Origin of the sequence: Thioalkalivibrio sp. AKL10 (genome assembly GCF_000381845.1) — a bacterium.
Taxonomy (GTDB): Bacteria; Pseudomonadota; Gammaproteobacteria; order Ectothiorhodospirales; family Ectothiorhodospiraceae; genus Thioalkalivibrio; species Thioalkalivibrio versutus.
Genome location: NZ_KB907143.1, coordinates 288544 through 307494 on the forward strand (window position 1 = coordinate 288544; position 18951 = coordinate 307494).

Genomic DNA, 18951 nt, shown 5'->3' on the forward strand with positions numbered 1-18951 from the left:
ACGCTGAAGAGGGCTTGAGCATGGATCGATTTCTGTACATCGCGATGTCCGGTGCGAAGGAGACGATGCACGCACAGGCCATCAACAACCACAACCTGGCCAACGCCAATACCGACGGCTTCCGTCAGGCCCTGGCTACGGCAGATACCTTGCCGGTGCGCGGGCCGGGCCATGCCTCGCGCGACTACACCCAGATCGGCAACGATGCGGTGGATTTCAGCAAGGGCAAGATGCAGAGCACCGGGCGCGACATGGATATCGCCATCGAGGGCGAGGGCTTTATCGCGGTCCAGGGCCCGGACGGGGAGGAAGGCTACACCCGCGCCGGCTCGCTGCATGTGGACGCCTTCGGGCTGCTGCGCACCGCGCAGGGTCACCAGGTACTGGGGGATGGCGGGCCGATTGCGATCCCGCCGGCGGAGAAGATCGAAATCGGTACCGATGGCACGGTCAGCGTGCGTCCGCTGGGCGTGGGCCCGGAGGCCCTGGCGGCGGTGGAACGCATCCGCCTGGTCAACCCGGACACCGACGAGCTCCAGCGCGGGGATGACGGCCTGTTCCGCCTGGCGGAAGGGGGCGAGGCGCCGGCGGATGCCGAGGTGCGCGTGGTCTCCGGGATGCTGGAGGGCAGCAACGTGAACACCGTCGAGGCGCTCACGCGGATGATCGAGCTGTCCCGTCACTTCGAGATGCAGGTGAAGATGATGGACAGCGCCAACACGCTGGAACAAAGCAGCAACCGCTTGCTCGGCCTCGGCTGATGCACGGTTTCGAGAGTAACGACAGGAGAACACCATGAACCAGGCACTGTGGATCGCCAAGACCGGCCTCGACGCGCAGCACACGCGCATGTCGACGGTCTCGAACAACCTGGCCAACGTGAATACCACCGGCTTCAAGAAGGACCGGGCGGTATTCGAGGACCTGATCTACCAGACCGTGCGCCAGCCAGGCGCCCAGGCCACCCAGGATCAGCAGCTGCCCTCGGGCCTGCAGATCGGTACCGGGGTGCGCGCCGTCTCCACCGAGAAGATGTTCCAGCAGGGCAACCTGCAGCAGACGGACAACTCGCTGGACATGGCCATCGAGGGCCGCGGGTTCTTCCAGATCCTGCTGCCGGACGGAAATGTGGGTTACACCCGGGACGGCAGCTTCCAGTTGAATTCGGATGGCCAGGTGGTGATGTCCAATGGCTACCCGCTGCAGCCGGGTCTGTTCGTGCCGGAGGACACCCAGTCCCTCTCGATCGGCAAGGACGGCACGGTGACGGCGCAGATCCCGGGCCAGGCCGCCCCGGTGGAGCTGGGCAATATCCAGCTGGCGGACTTCGTGAACCCGGCCGGTCTGCAGGCGGTGGGCGAGAACCTGTTCCGCGAGTCTGCGGCCTCGGGCGTGGCGCAGCAGTCCCTGCCGGGCCTGAACGGCACCGGCACGGTGGTGCAGGGTTCGCTGGAGACCTCGAACGTGAACATTGCCGAGGAGCTGGTGAACATGATCGAGACCCAGCGCGCCTACGAGGTCAACTCCAAGGCGATCTCCGCGGCCGACCAGTCGCTGCAGTTCGTCAACCAGACGATCGGGTGATCTGATGACGCGCCTCGGAACCGTTCTCCGCCTGGCCCTGGCCGTGACCGCCGCATTGTTGCTGTCCGCCTGCGCCGCCACCCAGACGACCAAGCCGGACGACAACCCGGAGTACCAGCCGGTGATGCCGGCGCAGCCGGTCCCGCAGTCGCAGAACAATGGCGGCATCTACCAGGCCGCCCACTCCCAGGGGCTGTTCGAGGACTACAAGGCGCGAAATGTCGGCGACATCCTGACGGTCATCCTTGCGGAGAGCACCAACGCGCAGAAGTCGGCGTCGACTTCCACCGGCAAGGATTCCAATCTGGAGCTGGGCAATCTCTCGGCCTTCGGCCGCGATGCCACGTTCAACGGTCGCCCGTTGTTTGGGGCGAGCAACTCGAGTTCGCGGGACTTCGACGGGTCCGGGGACTCCTCGCAGAGCAACCAGCTCGACGGCGAGATCACCGTGACCGTGGCCGAGGTACTGGCGAACGGCAACCTGGTCGTGCAGGGCGAGAAATGGCTGGGCATCAACCAGGGCGAGGAGTACGTGCGCTTTCGCGGCATCGTGCGCCCAGTGGACGTAACCACCAACAACACCGTGCTCTCCACCCAGGTGGCCAACGCCCGCGTGTACTACGGCGGTTCCGGCGTACTGGCGGACAGCAACACACCCGGGTGGATCACGCGCTTCTTCAACAGCCCGATCTGGCCCTTCTGACCCGGCATGACCGTGGCGAGGTACGACATGGATTCCACACGCACGACACAACGCGCCTCAGGCTTACCGGCTGCGCCGTTCGGCGACTGGCGCCGGCTGGGGCTACTGCTCCTGGCGGCGCTGCTGGTGGCGGGGCTGGGGAGTGCCGCGGTCTCGGCGCAGACCGCGATGCAGCAGCAGGTGGCCATGCAGGAGCGCAGCTACATGGAGCGGGTCAAGGATGTGGCCAGTGTCTCCGGCGTGCGGGATAACCAGCTGATCGGTTATGGCCTGGTGGTCGGCCTCGATGGTACGGGGGACCAGACCACCCAGACCCCGTTCACCGTGCAGAGCCTGAACAACATGCTGGGCCAGCTGGGGCTGACGCCGGATGCTGGCAACCCGCAGCTGCGCAACGTGGCCGCGGTGATGGTCACGGCTGAACTGCCACCGTTCGCCAAGGCGGGTCAGCGGATCGATATCACCGTGTCGTCCATGGGCAACGCGACCAGCCTGCGCGGCGGCACGCTACTGATGACACCGCTGAAGGGGGCGGATGGCCAGACCTACAGCATCGCCCAGGGCAATCTGATCGTGGGCGGTTTTGGCGCGGAAGGCACCGATGGCTCGCGCATCACCGTGAACGTGCCCAGCGTCGGCCGTATCCCCAACGGCGCAACCGTGGAGCGCGAGGTCCCGACCGCGTTCGCCCAGGGCGATCACGTCACCCTGAACCTCAACCGACCGGATTTCACCACCGCCAATCGCCTGGTGCAGACGGTGAACGATACCTTCGGCCATGGCGTGGCCCATGCCCTCGACGGCTCGTCCGTGCGGGTGCGGGCGCCGGCGAACCCGGATCACCGGGTCGGTTTCGTGGCCGAGCTGGAGAATCTGCCGATCGAACGCGGCACGCCGCCGGCGCGCGTGATCGTGAACTCGCGTACCGGGACCGTGGTGATCGGCTCCAGTGTGCAGGTGACCCCTGCGGCCGTCTCCCACGGCAGTCTGACCGTCACCATCAGCGAGGCACCGCAAGTGGTCCAGCCTGCGCCCTTTGGCGAGGGCGAGACCGCCATCCAGCCGGATACCGACATCGCGATCGAGGAGGGCGACAACACCATGTTCCTGTTCGACCCGGGCACCTCGCTGGACGAGATTGTCCGCGCGGTCAACAACGTCGGCGCGGCCCCGGGTGATCTGGTCGCGATCCTGGAGGCCCTGCGCGAGGCCGGTGCCCTGCGCGCGGAGCTGGTGGTGATCTGATGATTGGCTCGGGCGTCGATACCCAGATGCAGGCCCGCGCGGCCATGGCCTCGGACCCCAGTGGTCTGCAGGACCTGGCCCGGGGCGCGCGTTCGGGCGATCAGAAGGGTCTGGAGGCCGTGGCTCGCGAGTTCGAGGCCATGCTGATCGGCCAGATGCTCAAGCAGATGCGTGAGGCCTCTCTGGGCGACGGCCTGTTCGACAACGACCAGAGCGAGATGTACCTGGAGATGCAGGATCAGGAGTTCGCCAAGGCCATGAGCCAGGGCGACGGCATCGGCCTGCGTGATGCCCTGATGCGTCAGCTCTCCGCCCAGCAGCCTGTCGATCCCGAGACACTGAATGATCCGGAGCGCCAGGCGGCTCTGGAAATGCCGCGTCGACGGTCGGAGCTGGATACCCTGCGGGCGTTGCAGGGCGAGGCGGAATTCGAGTTGCGCCCGGTGGGCCCGCAACGCCCGGAAGCTGGGTCGCCGGAGGCGGCTCGCAAGGCGGCGCCGCAACCGGCCCCCATCGCCTGGCCGCCGCGGGATGCCGCGGACTTTGTGCAGACCCTGGAACCCCTGGCGCGGGATGCCGCGGCGGAGCTGGGCGTCGAGCCCGGCATCCTGCTGGCGCAGAGCGCGCTGGAGACCGGCTGGGGGCAGCACGTGCCGTCGCGGGCCGATGGCCAGCCGAGTTTCAACCTGTTCGGGATCAAGGCCGACAGCCGCTGGGATGGCGATCGCGTCTCCGTGGGCACGCTGGAGTTCCGCGAGGGCGTGGCCCAGCGAGAACAGGCACGCTTCCGCGCCTATGCCGATCCGTCCGAGTCGTTCTCCGATTACGTCGATTTCATTCGCAACAATCCGCGTTACCACCGGGCCCTGCAGGCCGGCGATGACGCGCAGTACATCCGCGAGCTGCAGGACGCCGGCTATGCCACCGACCCGGCTTACGCGGACAAGGTCCTGCGGGTGCGCGACCAGATGGCCGCGCATCGTGACAGTGGATCGACTCAAGTCGCGGCGGATGCCGCCGTTACCCGTACCAAGGGGTAGAGCATGAAGAAGAAATGGCCCAGTCCGGTGATTGAACAGGCGTTGTCGCGGGAGGCACGGGCATGAGCGCGTCCGGCATCGGCACCTCCGCGCTGCTGGCGTTCCAGCGCGCGATCGGCACCACCAGCAACAACATCGCGAACTCGGCGACCGAGGGCTACAGCCGTCAGCGCACCGAGCTGTCCAACCTGACGCCGCAGTTCCTGGGGGGCAGCTTCCAGGGCCAGGGCGTGCAGGTGGACACCATCCGCCGCATCTCCGACGATTTTGTGAATACCCAGCTGCGCAACTCGATCTCCGATCAGTCGAACGCCGAGCTGAAGGCGTCGCTGGCCGGGCGCATCGACGACCTTCTGGGCAGCTCCAGTTCCGGGCTGACGCCGGTGCTGCAGGACTTCTTCGACGCCGGCCAGGATCTCGCCAACGACCCCACCTCCAGCGCCGCGCGCACGGTCTTCCTGACCGAAGCGGAGTCTCTGGCCGAGCGCTTCGCCTCGATCGACCGGCGCATCGAGGAGCAGCGCGACATCATCAACGGCCAGATCCGCACCAACGTCGACGAGATCAACTCGCTGACCGAGGCGGTCGCCGGGCTCAACCGCGAGATCGTGTCCAAGTCCACCCAAGGCACCCCGAACGATCTGCTGGACCAGCGCGACCGCGTGCTGAACCAGCTGGCGGAGAAGGTGAACGTCCGCATCACCGAGCAGGACGACGGCGCGGTCAATGTGTTCGTCGGCAACGGCCAGGCGCTGGTGCTGGGCGGTAACAACCGCGAACTGGTCGCCGAGTCGCTGACCGGGGACCCGCGTTCGCCGGACATCGGACTGGCCACCAGCGGCGATCCGGTCAACATCTCCCGCTTCATCCAGGGCGGCGAGCTGGGTGCGCTGCTGGAGACCCGGACCGGCATCATCGACGAGGCACAGAACACCCTGGGCCGCCTCGCGACCAGCATCGGAGAGGAATTCAACAACCAGAACAACCTTGGGCTGGATCTGAACGACGGGCTGGGCGGGGATATCCTCGGGATCGGCGATCCGGCGGTGCGCGGATTCCCCGGCAATGGGTCTGATGATGTTCCTTCTGTCGAATTCGGCGACGTGCGCGACCTGACCACGTCCGATTACCGCCTGAGTTTTGACGGGGAGGACTACCAGCTCACACGGCTGTCGGATGGCGAGACCACTACGCTGGACCTCAACGGCGGAACAGTGGCCGAGGCGGTCGATGGGCTGGTTATCGATGTTGATGATCTTGGGGCGGAGGAAGGTGACCAATGGCTGATTCAGCCGACCCGCAACGGCGCGCGGGATCTGTCGGTGGAAATGACGGACCCGTCGGGGATCGCCGCCGCCGCCGCGGTGCGGGCGGATCTCGGTGAGGACAATACCGGCGACGCGACCATCGGATCGGTGCAGGCAGTCGACGCAACTGATCCGGATCTACTGGACGATGCGGTCGTCACGTTTAACGGAACTGATTTTGAGGTAGGAACCGAGACCTTCGCGTTAGGGCCCGATGGGGTGACGACCATTACCTCCAACGGCTGGCAAATGGAGATCCGCGGCACTCCTGAGGCCGGCGATACCTTCGAGGTCAGTAGTAACGAGGGCTATCCGGGCGATAACCGCAACATGCTGGCGATGAACGACCTGTCGGACGAGCGTCTGGTGGGCGGTGACCGGACCTTCGGGGATGGCTACAACAGCCTGTTGGCCAATGTCGGCACACGCACGCGCCAGGCGCAGGTGGCGCAGGAATCAGCCGATGCCCAGCTGGAGCAGGCGCGCGCCCAGCGCGAGGCGGTGTCCGGGGTTAACCTGGACGAAGAGGCGGCGGACCTGATTCGCTATCAGCAGGCCTATCAGGCGGCGGCACAGGTCATCTCGGTCAGCAATTCGTTGTTCGATTCACTGCTCGGCGCGGTCCGCCGCTAGCGGCCATCGGGAGACACGGACATGCGCATTTCGACCACCCAGATTTTCCAGACCGGGATCGACCAGATCCAGCGCGGCCAGACCGAACTGAACCGGACCTCGCTGCAGATGGGGCGGGGCGAGCGCATCCTGTCGCCGTCCGATGATCCGAGCGGAGCAACCCAGGTCAATCAGTTCGAACGAATCATCCAGGCCACCAAGCAGTACCAGCGCAACATCGACAACACCCAGCCGCGCCTGCAGCAGGAGGAATCGGCCCTGCAAAGCGGGACCGACCTGCTGCAACGCGCGCGCGAGCTGGTCGTGGCCGGGAACAACGACAGCCAGACCAACGAGACCCGGAGCTATCTCGCCGGCGAGCTGCGCCAGCTGCGCGAAGGGATGTTCGATATCGCGAACACAAAGGACCCGAACGGCGAATATCTCTTCGCCGGCACCAAGTCGTTGCAGCAGCCCTTCCAGCAGGATGGCACGGGTGCGGTGCGCTACGAGGGGGCGGAGGGCACGGGCAGTGTCCGCGAGGTCGCCATCTCGGCCAACCGGAAAATCCCGGTGGGCGATACCGGTGCGCGCGTGTTCATGGACATCCCGGAGAATGACGGACGTGTCGGGGCCGAGGTGACCAATCGCGAAGCCGGGAGCCGGCTCGTGGTTGAACAGACCGGCGTCAATGACTCGGCCGCTCTGACGGATCAAACCTACACCATCACTCTTGAGGATCTGGGTGGCGGCGAGATCGGATACGTGGTCGAAGATGAAGGGGGCACTACGGTGGCCGATGGACCCTACGTCTCCGGCGAGGCCATTACGTTCGACGGACGGTCGATCACCCTGAGCGGCACGCCCGAAGTGGGCGACGAGGTGGTCTCCCGTCCGGCGGAGAACAAGAGTGTGTTCGAAACCCTGGACGCGATCATTGCAGCCCTGGAAGAGGGTGGTGCCAGCGGCAATAGCCGGGCCAACCTGGCGACGGCCAGCAACACCGCGCTGGCCGACCTGGATGCGGTACTGGGCAACTTCAGCGATATCCGCGCCGAGGTGGGCTCACGCCTGAAGGCCTTCGACCAGCAAAAGGACCTGAACGAGGACCGCCTGGTGGACCTGAACAGCGCGGTCTCCGAGATTCGCGACCTGGACTACGCCGAGGCGATTAGCCGCTTCAACCAGCAGCAGGTGGCCCTGCAGGCCGCGCAGCAGACCTATACCCAGGTGAACCGCCTGTCGCTGTTCGATTTCCTCTGATCCGTCTCCCTGGCCGGGCGGGCCATGGTTGCGCCTTTGTGCGACCATGACGCCGTCCTGATCTGCGAGAGTCCGGCATGGCCAAGAACAACGAACCCTCCGCGCCCATCCAGTACCGTTCCACTGGGCGTCCCCCGCGCTACCTGATTGTCCTGCTGATCCTGGCTGCGTTGTGGGCCGGCTTCTGGGGTGTGATCCACCTGCAGTCGGGCGAGCCCGAGGCGGTGACGCTGGACGTCGAGGAGCAGGCGGAGCTGGAGGCCAAGTTGCAGGCGCTGGGGCCGCGCGATGCCGAGCCCCGCCCGGATCAGGCACCCGGCGACCCCATCATCGATCTCGACGCCGAGGCCGAGCCGCTGGTTCCGGAACTCTACGAGGAGCGGGCCGAGGCGCGCAGCGTGCGCTTCAGCGAGCGCGAACTGAATGCCCTGATCGCCCAGGACCCGGACCTGGCCGGACGCGTGGCCATGCGCCTTACGCCGGGGCAGGTCAGCACTCGGGTGCGCATCGATGTTCCGGCGGATATCCCACTGCTGGGAGGTCGTGTCCTGAATGTCCGCTCGGGGGTGCGCTTCGAGGCCGAGGATGGGCGGGTGCATGCGCGCCTGGTCGGCGTGAGCGTCGCCGGAATCCCGCTTCCGGATGCCTGGCTGGGCGGGCTGAAGGACGAAGACCTGCTGGCGCTGGAGCCCTTCCAGCAACTGCGCGCGGGCATCGAGTCCATCGAGGTGCGTGATGGCGAGCTGGTGCTGGAACTCGCCCGCTAAAGCCGCCCCCGAGCCCGTCCGCGAATCACACCGTTTCCCGCACGCGTTCATTTTTCCGTCAATGCCTCTACTAGGCGCGGAGGAGTGCGGGGCGGTTGCGGTGCCCCTGATGCGTTTCGATCCTCAGGGAGACGCAACGCATAAACGGCGATGGCATGGAATACCAAGCCCATCGGCCGCCCAGATCCTCACCGTGAGCCTGTCATCCCGGAAACCGCGCAGCGGTGATCCGGGATCTCCATCGTTGGAGGTGGCACAGATGTCGGGGTGTTCGTGCGTGAGGATTCGCTGCGCTACGGCCGGGATGACGAGAGCGGAAGCGTCAAGGCTGGGGTGACGAGAATGGGAGCGCCGCGCGCACCGCTGGAAGCCCGGCGTTCGGGGACCTGGGGCCGCATGGGAACGGTGCGGTTCGGCGGGCGTCTCACGGCACCCTGCGCTTCACGTTTACGCTAACGCGGGGTGACGCGCAGGGTCTCGGCGCCCAGGGCCTGCAGGCGTCCACGTACGCTGAGGGTCAGGGTGGAATATCCGGCCTCCAGCGACGGCTGGCTGGCTGACTCGTCCATGGCGCGCATGGCCATCATGGGCTGTGGCCGATCGTAGTGGTCGTCCGGCAATTCCACTTCCAGCGTGCGCAGGTGCGTGGCCCCCAGCGAGCGGGCGATGACGCGCGCTTGTTCCTTCAGGTCTTCCATCGCCTCTTCGATCATCGCCTCGCGATGTTCCTGGCGCGCCTCGGGGCTGAGGGAGAATCGGATCTGGCTGACGTTGAGGTCCCGCTGCTGGAGCGCGCCGACCAGTTCGGTCAACCGATCGAAATCGGCTCCGGTCAGTTCCAGGTTCTGCTGGACCAGCCAGGCATTGATGCGGCTGCGGTCGTCGGAGTCGTGAATGGCGCGGGTGGAATAGCCGATGGTGCGGGCGTCAATCCCATCCTGTTCGCCGGCGCGTTCCAGTGCGGCCTGCATGTTGCGGTTGACGGTGGCAGCGGCCGTGGCGGCCTCCGGGGCGCGGGCCTCGGTCGTCATCAGCACGGTCATGTGGTCGTTGGCGACCTGGCGCTCGGCCTTGCCGGTCAGGGCCAGCGTGGTTCCGCCGTCGCTGGCGATGGCCGTAGCCGGAAACGCCAGGACCAGGGCGGCGAGTCCGGCGACGAGCCAGGACGGGCGGGACGCGAGGGGGGTGTTCTTCGGTGGCATGTTCATGAACCTCTACAGATTGCGCGCAAGCCGGAGGCCGGCGAACACGTGGCGTTTTTCGGGGGTGAAGAAGTTGCGCATTGTAGAGCGGGTGAGCAATGGATCGCTCCAGGCGCTTCCGCCGCGCAGAACGTAGTGTTCGCCGTCGAACCAGGGCAGGGAGTATTCCTTGTACGGAAAGGGCTGGAAGCCCGGGTAGGGCTGAAAGGGGTTGCCGCACCATTCCCATACCTGGCCCGTGGCGCGCAACCGCCCGGCCTGGGCGGCGTGTTCCCATTCGTGTTCGTGGGGGAGGCGGGCACCCACCCAGCGGGCGTAGGCCGAGGCCTCGAACCAGGAGAGTCCGACGGCGGGTGCATGCGGATCGAGTGTCTGGGTGCCGTGGGGGAGGGTTTGTACCCGGGTCCCGTCGGGTAGCTTCCACCATCCCAGAGGGGCCGCGATGCCCGTTTGTTCCAGCCAGGTTCGACCCGGCGGGTCCCAGTGGGGGCCCGGGCGGTAGCCTCCGGCCTCGATAAACGCGGCGATCTCGGCATTGGAGACCGGATGGGAGCGGATCGTGTGGGGCGCGAGCCGGACCGGGTGGAGGCCCCGCTCGTTGTCGAAGGCGGTCGCCGCGTCGCTGCCGCTGACATGTTCGCCGCCCGGGCACTCGATCCAGTCGCCGCCAGCCGCCAGTGCCGGTTTTGGCTCCTGCGTTCGGGGTGGGGCGGGGCGATGCAGGCGGGCGAACCAGCGCACCTGCTCCAGGCTTTCCAGGTGCATGGCGTGGTGCTGCGCGAGAAAACCGGTCAGGTAGTCCCGCTCGAGCAGGGGATGCCGCCGCACCGCCGGATGGTTGTGCAACAAGTCCAGGTGATGTTGCTGGCTGGCCTTGCCCCATTCCAGCAGGGATGGGCGCGTCGGGAGTCTTCCGCCGCGGCGCCACTTCGGGCTCTGTTCCGGGAAGTAGAGATCGTGCCAGTCGCGCCGGTCGGGCGGAGGTTCACCCAGGATGCGTTCGTGTAGCCATACCGCCTCGATGAAATGGCAATGGGCGTAGTGCCACCCGATGGGACTCAGGTCCGGGTGATACTGATTGCGCCATTCGTTCCCCGGTGTCGACTCCAGTGCCGTGTTCAGGCGGTCGTGCTGGGTCGCCAGGCAGTCCAGGAGGTCGGATGGGTGCGGGCTTGCACTCGGCTGCGGATGGGCGGCATTCATATCCGGTGGAGCGTGTTAGAGCGCCAGGAGTTCCGGCGGTTCGTCGGGATCGAGGATCAAAAGATGGCCGGGCGGGACCGGGCGCCAGCGTTCGCGGTCGGTGAGGGGCTCGGAGGCCACGACCACGCTGTCGTCGGGGAACGTCTCGTCATCGGTGGTGTAGTAGAGGCTGGGACAGGGCGCATTGACCGCATGGCGGCTGGCGATGATGCGGCGGCCGTCGGACAGGATCACGTTCAGCAGGGCGGTGTCGGCCCCCAGCCAGGTCTCCACGGTGGAGAACGCCTCGCCGAGCGCGCCCTCCAGCGTCGCGTTGTCGTCATCGGCCAGGTATTGCCGGACCAGGGCGAAGAGGTATTCGGAATCGGTGGTTCCCTCGATGCTCGATTCGACCTCCTGGCTGAGGATGTTCTGGATCTGGCGCCGGATGTCGGGACGGAAGCGGCTGATCAGGCCGTTGTGGCTGTACAGCAGGCCATCGCGGGCGAATGGCTGGGCGTTGACGGTGTCGCCGCCGAAGCCGGGGGTTGCGCTGCGGATGGCGGCAACCCACAGGGGCTGGGTCATGTCGCTGGCCAGATCCACCAGGTTGGGATCCTGCCAGAGCGGATCGGCGCGCCGGTAGTGGCGCGCAATGCCCCCCTCGCCAAACCAGCCGAAGCCGAAGCCGTCGGCGTTGACGCGGGCATACACCAGTTCCTGCGGGGCCATGGCTTGCTCGATCAGGTTGTGTGGCGGATCCAGGATCAGGCTGCGCAGCGTGATCGGAGGACCCAGATAGGCGAGGTGTCGGCACATGGCTAGGGTCAGTTGGGGCGTCCGGGGTTTCGTGCTAGCGTGCCGCAAACCACCCCGATACGGAAGCCCGGATGTCCGCCGAACCCAGTGCTGTCTCTATTTCCCCTCGTTACAGCCGCCAGGTGGTGGAGGAACGCGACGCCCACGCCGACTTGCTGGCCGATTTCCGCGCGGGGATGCTCGAGCCGCCCCGGTCCCTGCCGCCGAAGTATTTCTACGATGCGCGCGGATCGCAGCTGTTCGATGCGATCTGCGATACCCCGGAGTATTACCCCACGCGCCTGGAGGCCGACCTGCTGGAGCGGCATGCCGAAGCGATCCTGGAGGCATCCGGGGCGCGCACGCTGTTTGAACTCGGCAGTGGGACGTCGCGCAAGACCGAGTACCTGCTGGCGGCGCTGGAAGCCCGCGTCTCCGCGCCCCATTACGTCGCGAACGATGTCTGTGGCGAGATTCTCGACGAGGCCGGCGCGCGACTCCTGCAGCGCTTCGATCAGATGCGCGTGGACAGCCTGTGCGGGGACTATGCGGCGGCGTTGATCCATCTGGCCGATGTTTCCGGTGCGCAAGCCGACGGTCCGCGTCTGTTTGCCTTTCTCGGCAGCAGTCTGGGGAATTTCGAGGACGCCGAGGCGGCTGCACTGCTGCGACGAATCCGCGACACCATGAACCCCGAAGACCGGCTGCTGCTGGGGCTGGACCGGGTCAAGCCGCGCCCGGTCCTGGAGGCGGCCTACAACGATGCGGCGGGGGTAACCGCGGCATTCAACCTGAACCTGCTGTCGGTGTTGAATACCGAGTTGGGGGCGGACTTCGATCCGGAGGGTTTCGTGCATCGCGCTCCGTTCGTCGAAGACCTCTCGCGGATCGAGATGCACCTGGTGTCGCGGCGGCAGCAGACGGTGCGCGTGTCGGAGCCGGAGGCGGTTCTGGAGATCGCCGAAGGCGAGGTGATCCGGACCGAGATCTCGCGCAAGTTCAGCCGCGAGGCCATCGACCGTCTGCTGACGGCGGCCGGGCTCGAACATGCGGCACAGTGGTCGGCGCCCGAGGAGTGGTACTCCCTGTTTCTGCTGCGGCCGGGGGCGGACTGAGCGGGATGCGCGCACCGCGGCTGGTGCTGGTGCGGCACGCCCAGGCCGGAAACCCCGGCGACTGGGACGGGGCGGATCGTGACCGGCCGCTGACCGACAAGGGCCAGGTGAGTGCGGTACGCATGGCGCAGGCGCTCGGGGATCTGCTGCCGGGATCGGTCGAGCTCCTTTGCAGCCCCTATCTGCGGGCCCGCCAGACGGCGATCCCCCTGTCCCAGGCGCTGGATGTCCCGGTGCGGCAGAAGAAATGGCTGGCGCCCGGGCAACCCACGGGGCTGGAGGTCGAGGCCCTGGCCCGCAATCTCCCGGCGGATGGTGGCCTGGTGATCGTGGGACACGAGCCGGACCTGTCGCTGCTCGTAAGCTGTCTGCTGGGCACGACGGGCGGGCGGAGTCTGGTTCATATGGGCAAGGGCGATGCCTGCGGATTGACGGGCGCGCTGCCGGGCCCCATGCAGCTCGCCTGGCACCTGCCTCGACGTATCCTCGAACGGCTGGCCGGCGGTGAGGCGGATTGAACATGCACACGGAGAACGATGCCGAGACGGTTGCGGCCGTTGATCTGGGATCCAACAGCTTTCACATGATCGTGGCACGGCGCCAGGACGGCGAGGTCCTGAAGGTCGACCGCATCAAGGAAACGGTACGTCTTGCCAGCGGTCTGGATCCCGATGGACAACTGGATCCGGAGGTGGGGCAGCGTGCCCTGGCTTGTCTGGATCGCTTCGGCCAGCGACTGCGCCAGCTGCCGCGCGGCTGCGTGCGCGTGGTCGGCACCAACACCTTGCGCCAGATGGACGACAGCCGCGCCTTCCTGCGCGCGGCGGAAGAGGCCCTGGGGCATCCGGTTGAGATCATTGCCGGGCGCGAGGAAGCGCGGCTGATCTACCTGGGTGTGGCGCATGCGCTGGCGGACGATAGCGGCCGCCGGCTGGTGATGGATATCGGTGGCGGCAGTACCGAATTCATTATTGGAGAGCGCTTCGAGCCGGTCCTGGCCGAGAGCCTGGAGATGGGCTGCGTGACGTTCACCCAGCGCTTCTTCGCCGATGGCAAACTGACGCGCAAGGCCTTCGCAGCCGCGCAACTGCAGGCGCAGCGGGAGCTGCAACCGATCGCGAGTGCCTACCGCGCGGCCGGCTGGGAGCAGACGCTGGGGGCGTCGGGTACGATCCTGGCGCTGGACCGCATGGTGCATGAGGGGGAATTGGACGAGGCGCCGGGTGTAAGCCGCGAGAACCTGGAGCGGCTGCGCGATGCGCTGATCGAGCAGGGGGCCATCAAGCGGCTGAAATGGCCTGGTCTGGCCGAGGACCGGGCGCCCGTGATTGCCGGTGGCCTTGCGGTGCTTCTGGGTGCCTTCGAGGCGTTGGGGATCGAACGGCTGCACCCCTCGGACGGGGCCCTGCGCGAGGGCGTGATTCACGACCTTCTGGGACGTTTTCGGCACGAGGACGTGCGTGGCGGCACCATTCACCATCTGCGCCGGCGGTTCGCGGTCGATGCGTCCCAGGCGGAGCGGGTGCAGGCGACGGTGGCGCGCCTGGTGACCGCCGTTCGCGCTGCCTGGGAGCTTGGCGAGGACGACGCGGAACGCCTGGACTGGGCGGCCGAACTGCACGAGATCGGCCTGGCACTGGCCCACAGCAAATACCACAAACATGGGGAGTACATCCTCACCTGGGCCGACCTGCCGGGTTTCTCGCAGCCCGAACAGGCCGAGCTGGCGTGGCTGGTGCGCCTGCACCGGGGCGGGCTGAAGCCCAAGTTGTTGTCCGGGGTGCGAGAGGATCGCGCGCGGCCGCTGCTGTTCATGGCGGCCCTGCTGCGTCTGGCCGTGTTGCTGCATCGTTCGCGCGCGCCGGATCCGGTGCCGCTGGAGCGCATCGAGGCGACACAGGAGGGTCTGACGCTGACCTTCGCGCCCGACTGGCTGGATACCCACCCGCTAACGCGCGCCGATCTGGATGCGGAACGCGAGGACTGGGCGCGCCACAAGCTGGAACTGGAGTTCGAGTGAGCCCCTATTCCGAACCGGACACAAGGAACGCAGGATGCTGACATTGGTGGTCTGGATCTAAGTGCTCGCGGTGCCGCTGTGGATCGGCATCTGGTGGTCGGCGACCGGGTTTCGGTTGATGCGACACAACCGGTTGCTGGCACTGCCCTTCCTGCTCCGCCATGTGCAGTCGATCGGCCTGAATTTCGGGCTATTCCTCTGCGTGGCCGGGATCGTGGTCCTGCTGCAGGACCTGCTGCGGCACGGCGACGCCGAGGTCAGCTTGCTGGGCGGGATGCACGATTTCCCGCGTTCCGGCACCGCTTCAGCGGACCGGGACCACGGCAAATCCTGACCTGACAGCCATGACGTTCAGCCAGCCGCCGGGTCGCAGGATGGGATGAGCGCAGCGAATCCCATCAAGGGATTGGCATGACGCGGGAAATGGTGCGTTTTGCTGCGCTCACCGGCACCCTACCGCGGCGGAAGGGAGCCAACGCCTAGGGAGACGCTGATTTAATCGCGCGTTCGCGTTGGTGCCCCCTGTTTCCCGAGCCAAGGCGCGTCGCGCAGCGGGTAGTGGTTCTACCCGCAAGTGGCGCAACGCAGGATCGGGGAACAGGGGGCACCAACCCGACAAGTGATTGAAAGAGCGGGCTCGGCCGCTTTTGCGCGCGAACAGCGTTGCGGTTCCCTTGTGCAGAGTGACTGCACGGCAGTCACCACGCCTTGTTCGCACGCAAAAGCGACTCGAGCGCGAACGCGCGATTAAATCAGCGTCTCCCTAGGAGAACGTTCCCTGCAATTGGCTGAAGCTCGTGGCCAATGAGGGATTCTGAAGTCGGCGAGACAGAGGGTCGCTCAGCCCGTGGTGGCACCCGACAGTTGGGCGGTCAGGGATTCCTGGGCGGAATAGGGGATCTCGCCCGCGGTTGGCCGGATGCGTTGGTAGCTGCCGTCGGGCTGCAGTGCCCAGGCGGTGGCGTTGTCCTGCAGGTAGTTGAACAGGGATTCCTCGGCGACGCGGTCGCGCAGTTCCGGGTCGCGTACGGGGAAGGCCACCTCGACGCGGCGGAAGAAGTTGCGCGGCATCCAGTCGGCGCTGGACAGGAACACCTCGGGGTCGCCGCCGTTCTCGAAATAGAACACGCGGGAGTGTTCCAGGAACCGGCCCAGGACCGAGCGCACCTCGATGGTTTCCGAGATGCCGGGCACCCCGGGGCGCAGGCTGCAGATGCCGCGCACGACCAGCTGGATAGGGACGCCCGCCTGCGAAGCCTTGTAGAGGGCCTGGATGATCTTCGCCTCGTTGAGCGAGTTCATGCGCGCGACGATGCGGGCGGGCTTCCCGGCCTGGTGGTTGTCGATCTCGCGCTGGATCTTCTCCAGCATCGCGGCGTGCAGGCGGAACGGCGCCTGGAGCAGCTGGCGCAGCCGGGTCACCTTGCCCAGGCCGGTGAGCTGGAGGAACACGCGGTGGACGTCCTCGGTAAGCACGGGGTCGGCCGTCAGCAGGCCGAAGTCGGTATAGGCCTTGGCCGTGCCGGAGTGATAGTTCCCGGTGCCCAGGTGGGCGTAGCGGGTGATGCGGTCGCCATCGCGGCGCACCACCAGCGCCAGCTTGGCGTGGGTCTTGTAGCCGACCACGCCGTAGGTCACATGGACCCCCGCGTCCTGCATGCGGTTGGCCAGTTCGATGTTGTCGGCCTCGTCGAAGCGCGCCCGCAGCTCGATCACGACGGTGACCTCCTTGCCGGCCTGCGCCGCCTCGATCAGGATCTCGACCAGCGGCGAGCGGGTTCCGGTGCGGTAGAGCGTCTGCTTGATGGCCAGCACCCGCGGATCCGCCGCCGCCTGGCGCAGGAAGTCGACCACCGGCATGAACGATTGGTAGGGGTGATGCAGCAGCAGCTCCTGGTCGCGGATGCAGGCAAAGATGCCGCTGCCGCTCGTGTCACTGCGGGGCAGGGCCGGGACCAGCGGGGGAAACTTGAGGTCCGGCCGGTCCACCAGTTCGTGCACGGCCATCAGACGGTTCAGGTTGACCAGTCCGGTGACCTGGTAGAGGTCGTCCGGCTCCAGGTGGAATTGCTGCAGCAGGAACTCCGCGACCTCCTGCGGGCAGTTGTCCGCGACCTCGAGGCGCACGCCGGCACCGTAGTTGCGCTGGGGCAGCTCGCCCTCCAGGGCGTTCAGGAGGTCGTCGATCTCCTCTTCCTGCACGAACAGGTCCGAGTTGCGGGTCAGCCGGAACTGGTAGCAGCCGGTGACCTTCATGCCCTGGAACAGCTCGTCCACGTGCGCATGCAGGATGGACGACAGCAGCACGAAGTCGTTGTCGCCGCTGGCGACCTCGCGCGGTAGCCGTACCAGGCGCGGCAGGGAACGCGGGGCCTGGACCACGGCGCGGCCGGATTCACGCCCGAAGGCATCCTTGCCCTTGAGGGTGACGATGAAGTTCAGGCTCTTGTTGAGGATGCGCGGGAACGGATGGGCGGGGTCCAGGCCGATCGGGCTGAGGACCGGCTGGAGTTGTTGGCGGAAGTACTCCCGCACCCAGTCCCGCTGGGCCGCGTCCCAGTGGGTGCGCCGAACGAAGTGGATCCCCTCCGCTGCGAGTGCCGGGATCAGTTCGTCATTCAGGGTGCTGTACTGCTGTTCCACCAGGTCGTGGGCGCGCGGCGCGATCTGGCGCAGCTGTTCGGCGGCCGAGAGGCCATCCGGGCCCGGGGCCTGCACGTTCAGTTCGACCTGCTGGCGCAGCGAGCCCACGCGGACCTCGAAGAATTCGTCCAGGTTGGTGGAGGAAATGCTGAGGTAGCGCAGGCGTTCCAGTAGCGGGAAGGCCGGGTCCTGGGCGATGGCGAGTACCCGGCGGTTGAATTCCAGCAGGGACAGTTCGCGGTTGAGGAACAGGTCGGTTTGGGTCACGTCGGCATCCGGCATGCACGACTCGCGGCAGAAGTGGGACCGAGAGTCTATGACGGCATTATGTCAGTTCCGTGAACTGGGGTCGGTTGGGACGGCCCGGAACGGTCCTGGAAGTCCCCGAGCGGCGTACCTGAACTGCGCTGTCTCGGCGCTGGTGGCTATACTTGAATGCTTGATCATGCAGCGCGAAACGCGCTGCCGTAAGGAGAAGTCCGTTGGCCGAATTTACCCTGACACTGCACGCGCGCGACGAGGCACAGCCGGAGCTGCACAAGGTCTCGGTGGTCGCCGAAGGCGAGCTGCCCGAATACGGTCAGGTCTGGGTCTGGGACATCCTCTACGCCCGGCAGTTGTTCGCCCTGGGCGAGGTGCAGGCGGCCCAGGACCTCAAGGAGACCCTGGAGCTGTGGGCAGTGAACATGTCCAGCAAGGTGTTTCAGCCCCACGGCCATATCCTGTCCAAGGGCTACCTGGACCTGTCCGAGAACCTGCAGCTCGTGACTGGGGACGATATCCCCGCCGCGGCCGAAGGCGATCGCCAGGTGGTGGTCTCGGTCGATGGCCAGGCCGGGCAGCTGCCGGATGTCGTGGTGTCGCCGGAGAGCCTGACGGCCGAAGAACGCCAGGACCTCGTGCTGGGGCTCGGGCAGTACTTCAACTTCGAAAATCCGATGTTCGCGCGCGAGCTGCCGATCCACGTGCTGGCCATGCGCAAGTACTACGCGGACATCAACTTGCCGCATACGCAGATCGCCCTCGACGAGGCCCCGTTCTTCGCCATCCAGAAGGCGATGGAGTACTTCCAGGCCGCCAACCAGGGCACCGTGCAGTAGGCACCGCCGCCGCTGCGCCGGGTCCGGGCTGCGTGCTACGGTCGCGATCATGAGGACCGTCTATTCTGCCGCCGACCCGGTGATGGCCGGGTTCATCGAGACCCTGCTGCAGGAGGCCGGCATCCCGGCCTACGTGAACCAGGCCGGGCTTTACGGTGCCGTCGGGGAAGTCCCGCCGACCGAGACCTGGGCCCGCATCATGGTCGTGCACGAGGAACAGGCCGAGGAGGCGCGCGCCATCATCCTGGAATACCTGGAGGGCGAGCCCGAACACGACGGCCGCGACTGGAAGTGCCCGCGCTGCGGCGAGGTGATCGAGCCGCAGTTCACCCAGTGCTGGAACTGCGGCCGGGACAAGCCCAAGGCCTGA

General features: G+C 66.6%; 18 protein-coding genes. 14 read left to right on the forward strand and 4 right to left on the reverse strand.

Annotated elements, in window-relative coordinates; genetic code table 11:
• Positions 1–20: 20 nt before the first annotated feature.
• The 8 genes from flgF (at position 21) to G333_RS0107210 (ending at position 8521) form a co-directional block, all read left to right on the forward strand.
• The gene (gene flgF, locus G333_RS0107175) at positions 21–761 is read left to right on the forward strand and encodes a flagellar basal-body rod protein FlgF (RefSeq protein ID WP_019628067.1); all 741 of its coding nucleotides are present in this window, start codon (positions 21–23) and stop codon (positions 759–761) included.
• A 34-nt stretch (positions 762–795) separates the two neighbouring features.
• Positions 796–1584, forward strand: a complete 789-nt coding sequence (gene flgG, locus G333_RS0107180) for a flagellar basal-body rod protein FlgG (RefSeq protein WP_018145468.1) — start codon at positions 796–798, stop codon at positions 1582–1584.
• A 4-nt stretch (positions 1585–1588) separates the two neighbouring features.
• Complete coding sequence (gene flgH / locus G333_RS0107185) at positions 1589–2287, forward strand: flagellar basal body L-ring protein FlgH (protein ID WP_018145469.1); 699 nt, start codon at positions 1589–1591, stop codon at positions 2285–2287.
• Positions 2288–2314: 27 nt separating this feature from the next.
• Complete coding sequence (locus G333_RS0107190; RefSeq protein ID WP_018938519.1) at positions 2315–3532, forward strand: flagellar basal body P-ring protein FlgI; 1218 nt, start codon at positions 2315–2317, stop codon at positions 3530–3532.
• Complete coding sequence (gene flgJ / locus G333_RS0107195) at positions 3532–4572, forward strand: flagellar assembly peptidoglycan hydrolase FlgJ (protein WP_019628068.1); 1041 nt, start codon at positions 3532–3534, stop codon at positions 4570–4572. The genes G333_RS0107190 and flgJ overlap by 1 nt, the downstream gene beginning before the upstream one ends.
• A 62-nt stretch (positions 4573–4634) precedes the next feature.
• Complete coding sequence (flgK, locus tag G333_RS0107200; RefSeq protein WP_019628069.1) at positions 4635–6512, forward strand: flagellar hook-associated protein FlgK; 1878 nt, start codon at positions 4635–4637, stop codon at positions 6510–6512.
• A gap of 21 nt (positions 6513–6533) precedes the next feature.
• On the forward strand, positions 6534–7754 hold the full coding sequence (gene flgL / locus G333_RS0107205) for a flagellar hook-associated protein FlgL (RefSeq protein WP_019628070.1): 1221 nt from the start codon (positions 6534–6536) through the stop codon (positions 7752–7754).
• Positions 7755–7831: 77 nt separating this feature from the next.
• Entirely contained in the window at positions 7832–8521 is a 690-nt protein-coding gene (locus G333_RS0107210; protein WP_019628071.1) for a hypothetical protein, read from the forward strand.
• Positions 8522–8973: 452 nt separating this feature from the next.
• On the opposite strand, the gene G333_RS0107215 is transcribed toward G333_RS0107210, so the two are convergent.
• Genes G333_RS0107215 through egtC form a run of 3 tightly spaced genes read right to left on the reverse strand, consistent with a single transcriptional unit; the run spans position 8974 to position 11724 of the window.
• Positions 8974–9723, reverse strand: a complete 750-nt coding sequence (locus G333_RS0107215) for an SIMPL domain-containing protein (RefSeq protein WP_026340919.1) — start codon at positions 9721–9723, stop codon at positions 8974–8976.
• Positions 9724–9735: 12 nt separating this feature from the next.
• Positions 9736–10926: an SUMF1/EgtB/PvdO family nonheme iron enzyme gene (locus G333_RS0107220; RefSeq protein WP_019628073.1), complete on the reverse strand. Its 1191-nt coding sequence runs from the start codon at positions 10924–10926 to the stop codon at positions 9736–9738.
• Between the two features lie 15 nt (positions 10927–10941).
• Positions 10942–11724: an ergothioneine biosynthesis protein EgtC gene (gene egtC, locus G333_RS0107225; protein WP_018938513.1), complete on the reverse strand. Its 783-nt coding sequence runs from the start codon at positions 11722–11724 to the stop codon at positions 10942–10944.
• 71 nt (positions 11725–11795) lie between these two features.
• Between egtC and egtD the strand changes: the two genes are divergently transcribed.
• The 4 genes from egtD to G333_RS0107245 all read left to right on the forward strand — a co-directional run bounded on the left by egtD (position 11796) and on the right by G333_RS0107245 (position 15172).
• Positions 11796–12818, forward strand: coding sequence for an L-histidine N(alpha)-methyltransferase (gene egtD, locus G333_RS0107230; protein ID WP_019628074.1), 1023 nt, complete (start codon positions 11796–11798; stop codon positions 12816–12818).
• Between the two features lie 5 nt (positions 12819–12823).
• Complete coding sequence (locus G333_RS0107235) at positions 12824–13336, forward strand: histidine phosphatase family protein (protein WP_018145479.1); 513 nt, start codon at positions 12824–12826, stop codon at positions 13334–13336.
• 2 nt (positions 13337–13338) lie between these two features.
• On the forward strand, positions 13339–14838 hold the full coding sequence (ppx, locus tag G333_RS0107240; protein ID WP_019628075.1) for an exopolyphosphatase: 1500 nt from the start codon (positions 13339–13341) through the stop codon (positions 14836–14838).
• Positions 14839–14899: 61 nt separating this feature from the next.
• Positions 14900–15172, forward strand: coding sequence for a hypothetical protein (locus tag G333_RS0107245; protein ID WP_019628076.1), 273 nt, complete (start codon positions 14900–14902; stop codon positions 15170–15172).
• A gap of 506 nt (positions 15173–15678) precedes the next feature.
• Here the strand turns inward: G333_RS0107245 and ppk1 are convergent.
• Complete coding sequence (gene ppk1, locus G333_RS0107250) at positions 15679–17763, reverse strand: polyphosphate kinase 1 (protein ID WP_019628077.1); 2085 nt, start codon at positions 17761–17763, stop codon at positions 15679–15681.
• A 200-nt stretch (positions 17764–17963) separates the two neighbouring features.
• Between ppk1 and G333_RS0107255 the strand changes: the two genes are divergently transcribed.
• On the forward strand, positions 17964–18581 hold the full coding sequence (locus G333_RS0107255) for a hypothetical protein (protein WP_018145483.1): 618 nt from the start codon (positions 17964–17966) through the stop codon (positions 18579–18581).
• A gap of 49 nt (positions 18582–18630) precedes the next feature.
• Positions 18631–18951: a DUF2007 domain-containing protein gene (locus tag G333_RS0107260; protein WP_077276935.1), complete on the forward strand. Its 321-nt coding sequence runs from the start codon at positions 18631–18633 to the stop codon at positions 18949–18951.

Coding starts and splice junctions, on each gene's coding strand:
- flgF (WP_019628067.1), top strand. CDS start 21: ATGGATCGATTTCTGTACATCGCGATGTCCGGTGCGAAGGAGACGATG.
- flgG (WP_018145468.1), top strand. CDS start 796: ATGAACCAGGCACTGTGGATCGCCAAGACCGGCCTCGACGCGCAGCAC.
- flgH (WP_018145469.1), top strand. CDS start 1,589: ATGACGCGCCTCGGAACCGTTCTCCGCCTGGCCCTGGCCGTGACCGCC.
- G333_RS0107190 (WP_018938519.1), top strand. CDS start 2,315: ATGGATTCCACACGCACGACACAACGCGCCTCAGGCTTACCGGCTGCG.
- flgJ (WP_019628068.1), top strand. CDS start 3,532: ATGATTGGCTCGGGCGTCGATACCCAGATGCAGGCCCGCGCGGCCATG.
- flgK (WP_019628069.1), top strand. CDS start 4,635: ATGAGCGCGTCCGGCATCGGCACCTCCGCGCTGCTGGCGTTCCAGCGC.
- flgL (WP_019628070.1), top strand. CDS start 6,534: ATGCGCATTTCGACCACCCAGATTTTCCAGACCGGGATCGACCAGATC.
- G333_RS0107210 (WP_019628071.1), top strand. CDS start 7,832: ATGGCCAAGAACAACGAACCCTCCGCGCCCATCCAGTACCGTTCCACT.
- G333_RS0107215 (WP_026340919.1), bottom strand. CDS start 9,723: ATGCCACCGAAGAACACCCCCCTCGCGTCCCGCCCGTCCTGGCTCGTC.
- G333_RS0107220 (WP_019628073.1), bottom strand. CDS start 10,926: ATGAATGCCGCCCATCCGCAGCCGAGTGCAAGCCCGCACCCATCCGAC.
- egtC (WP_018938513.1), bottom strand. CDS start 11,724: ATGTGCCGACACCTCGCCTATCTGGGTCCTCCGATCACGCTGCGCAGC.
- egtD (WP_019628074.1), top strand. CDS start 11,796: ATGTCCGCCGAACCCAGTGCTGTCTCTATTTCCCCTCGTTACAGCCGC.
- G333_RS0107235 (WP_018145479.1), top strand. CDS start 12,824: ATGCGCGCACCGCGGCTGGTGCTGGTGCGGCACGCCCAGGCCGGAAAC.
- ppx (WP_019628075.1), top strand. CDS start 13,339: ATGCACACGGAGAACGATGCCGAGACGGTTGCGGCCGTTGATCTGGGA.
- ppk1 (WP_019628077.1), bottom strand. CDS start 17,763: ATGCCGGATGCCGACGTGACCCAAACCGACCTGTTCCTCAACCGCGAA.
- G333_RS0107260 (WP_077276935.1), top strand. CDS start 18,631: ATGAGGACCGTCTATTCTGCCGCCGACCCGGTGATGGCCGGGTTCATC.